Here is a 3,100-nt window from a genome sequence, read left to right on the forward strand (position 1 = left end):
GTCCGGGGCCGTCCGCCCCGCCCCCCGATCGTAGGCAGCACTGCGCCGCCGCCACCCGGAAACCTGAACCCCGGCCAACCGTCGGGCGCACCCACCCGACGGCCGGACCGGGTGGGGTCGCCGGACCGGGTGGAGCCGGGTGGAGTCAGAAGAACCGGCGCTGCTTCGCCTTCTGCGGGCGCAGCAGGTCCGCGCCCTTGTTGAGCAGGCGGCTCACCCTGGACGGGCCACGGCGGGCCTCCAGCGCGTGGCTGAGCCGCCGCGCCCCGGCCGCCGCCAGCGGCACCGCGATGGCCATCGCCGCCCACCGGGCAATACTCTTCTGGATCATGTGGGTTCACCTCCGTCAGGTTCGCTGACCGAGGTGGTACCCGGCGTGACCGGCCGGTAAGCGCACGACCGGCGGGCGGGCGGACTCAGGCCGGCGGGGCGACGGGGTTGGGCAGCGCCCCGCCGAACCGCCGGTCGCGCTGCGCGTACAGCTCACAGGCGTACCAGAGGTGCCGCCGGTCGAAGTCGGGCCAGAGCGTGTCGAGGAAGACCAGCTCGGCGTACGCGGTCTGCCAGAGCAGGAAGTTGGAGGTCCGCTGCTCGCCGGAGGGGCGCAGGAAGAGGTCCACCTCGGGGATCTCCGGGTGGTAGAGGTACTTCGCCACCGTCTTCTCGGTGACCTTCGCCGGGTCGAGCCGGCCGGCGGCAACGTCCCGGGCGATCGCGGCGGCCGCGTCGGCGATCTCGGCCTGCCCGCCGTAGTTCACACAGAACTGCAGGGTCAGTGTCGTGTTGCCCCGGGACATCTCCTCGGCGGTGCGCAGCTCGGAGATCACGCTCTTCCACAGCCGCCCGGCCCGGCCGGACCAGACCACCCGGACGCCCAGGTCCACCAGCTGGTCGCGGCGGCGGCGGATGACGTCCCGGTTGAAGCCCATCAGGAACCGGACCTCGTCGGGTGAGCGCCGCCAGTTCTCCGTCGAGAAGGCGTACGCCGACAGGTAGGGGATGCCCAGCTCGATCGCGCCCTCAATGGTGTCGAACAGGGAGAACTCCCCCGCCTCGTGGCCCTTGGTGCGGGGCAGCCCGCGCTCCTTGGCCCACCGGCCGTTGCCGTCCATCACCACGGCCACGTGCCGGGGCAACGCGTCGACGGGCAGTGCCGGCGGCCGGGCGCCCGACGGGTGCGGTGTCGGCGGCACCGGCTCGCGCCGGCCGGACCTCATCGTTCGGATCACTCGGTCATCTCCCTGCTCGCACCGTCCGCCACGGCCCCGGCGACCGGTGGCGGGACCGGACCGGCCGCGCCGCCGCCCGACGGCGGGACCGCACCGGCCGCCGGGGCACCCCGGTCGACCAGCGGCAGCGAGCGTAGCGCGCGCTCCAGGTGCCACTGCAGGTGCGCCGCGACCAGGCCGCTGCACTCCCGGCGTACCCCCGACTCGGCGGCGTCGGCGACCCGCCAGTCGCCGGTAGCCAGCGCGGACATCAGGTCGATGGTGGCCGGCGCGGGATGGGCCGCGCCGGGCGGCCGGCAGTCCGGGCAGACCGCACCCCCGGCCGGTACGGAGAACGCCCGGTGCCGCCCGGGCGTGCCGCAGACCGCGCAGGCGGTCAGGGCCGGCGCCCACCCGGCCAGCGCCATCCCGCGCAGCAGGTACGCGTCGAGCACCAGGGTGGTGGCGTGGCCGCCGTCGGCCAGCGCCCGCAGCGCGCCGAGGGTGAGCTGGAACAGCCGCAGCGACGGCTCCCGCTCCACCGGGGTGAGCCGCTCGGCGGTCTCGGCGATCGCGCTGGCCGCGGTGTAGCGCGGGTAGTCGCCGAGGAACCGCTTGCCGTACAGGTCGATGCCCTCGACCTGGCTCACGGTGTGCAGCGAGCTGCCCTGGTTGCCCTTCGGGTCGCCGGCGAGTTGGAGGTCGACGTGGCCGAACGGCTCCAGCCGGGCGCCGAACTTCGAGGTGGTCCGGCGGATCCCCCGGGCCACCGCGCGGAGCCGGCCGTGCCGGCGGGTGAGCAGTGTGATGATCCGGTCGGACTCGCCGAGCTTCTGCACGCGCAGGACCACCGCGTCGTCACGGTAGAGCTGTCGGCGGTACCCGGCCATCGGGCCATTCTCCCTCGGGGTGGGAAATCAGGGTCGGTTCGGGGTGCGCGGGCGCGACGACCCCGATGTGCGGCCCCTACCCCGCGCCGTAGCGTGCTCGCCATGGCTCTGCACCGGACCACCACCGCGCTCGCCGCGGCCGCCGCGCTGATCGTCCTCGCCGGGTGCGACAACCTCTCCTTCCGCCGGCTCGACTACGACAACACCGAGGCGGTCCGGATCACCACCATCCGGGTGCTCCCGGGCGCGGGGGACGTCGTGGTCCGGGGCGTCGGCACCGCGAACGAGGTCCGCATCAAGCGGGTGGTGCGCTACCAGGGCGCCCAGCCCGACGCGCGGTACGAGATCGAGGGCGCCGAGCTGGTGCTGGACACCCACTGCGGTCCCCGGTGCAGCGTCTCCTACGAGGTGACCGCCCCGCAGGGGGTCACCGTCCAGGGCGAGACCGGCTCGGGGGACGTCGACCTGAGCCGGGTCGGCCCGGTCGAGCTACGGCTCGGCTCCGGCAACATCCGGGTGGCCGGCGCAGGCGGCCCGGTCCGCGCCGAGACCGGGTCGGGCAACATCGAGGTGAACGACGTGGCCGCTGCGGTCACCCTGCGCGCTTCCTCCGGCGATATCACCGCCCGCCGCCTCGGCGGCGAGGTGGACGCCGAGGCGAACTCGGGCAACGTCACCCTGGAGCTGGCCAAGGCCGCCTCGGCCCGGGCGCACGCTTCCAGCGGGGATGTCAACCTGATCGTGCCCGCCGGCCCGTACCGGGTCCGCTCCAGCGCCGGCTCGGGCGACGTGCACGTCGCCGTCACCGACGACCCGAGCGCACAGCTGGTGCTCGACGTGGGCACCGGCAGCGGCGACATCAGGGTGGCCCAGCGCTGATCTCCACGGTCTCCGGTTCGCCGGCGCCGCGCGGCGCCGGCACGGTGGCCTGGCCGGTGGCCGCGTCGGGGACGTCCGCCCCGGGGGCGGGCGACGCGGCGCCGGCGGGCGGCGGGCTGGACG

Annotated in this window: 4 protein-coding genes; 1 reads left to right on the forward strand and 3 read right to left on the reverse strand. The window is 75.0% G+C overall.

Going from position 1 to position 3,100, the window contains the following annotated elements; all coding sequences use genetic code 11:
• Positions 1-145: 145 nt before the first annotated feature.
• From C1I99_RS30700 to recO, 3 genes are all read right to left on the reverse strand, one after another.
• On the reverse strand, positions 146-331 hold the full coding sequence (locus C1I99_RS30700) for a hypothetical protein (protein ID WP_111137647.1): 186 nt from the start codon (positions 329-331) through the stop codon (positions 146-148).
• Between the two features lie 85 nt (positions 332-416).
• The gene (locus C1I99_RS30705; protein ID WP_111137648.1) at positions 417-1,217 is read right to left on the reverse strand and encodes an isoprenyl transferase; all 801 of its coding nucleotides are present in this window, start codon (positions 1,215-1,217) and stop codon (positions 417-419) included.
• Between the two features lie 8 nt (positions 1,218-1,225).
• The gene (gene recO, locus C1I99_RS30710; protein WP_111137649.1) at positions 1,226-2,098 is read right to left on the reverse strand and encodes a DNA repair protein RecO; all 873 of its coding nucleotides are present in this window, start codon (positions 2,096-2,098) and stop codon (positions 1,226-1,228) included.
• 102 nt (positions 2,099-2,200) lie between these two features.
• Between recO and C1I99_RS30715 the strand changes: the two genes are divergently transcribed.
• The gene (locus C1I99_RS30715) at positions 2,201-2,977 is read left to right on the forward strand and encodes a DUF4097 family beta strand repeat-containing protein (RefSeq protein WP_111137650.1); all 777 of its coding nucleotides are present in this window, start codon (positions 2,201-2,203) and stop codon (positions 2,975-2,977) included.
• Positions 2,978-3,100: the final 123 nt, after the last annotated feature.

Origin of the sequence: Micromonospora deserti (assembly GCF_003236335.1) — a bacterium.
GTDB lineage: Bacteria > Actinomycetota > Actinomycetes > Mycobacteriales > Micromonosporaceae > Micromonospora > Micromonospora deserti.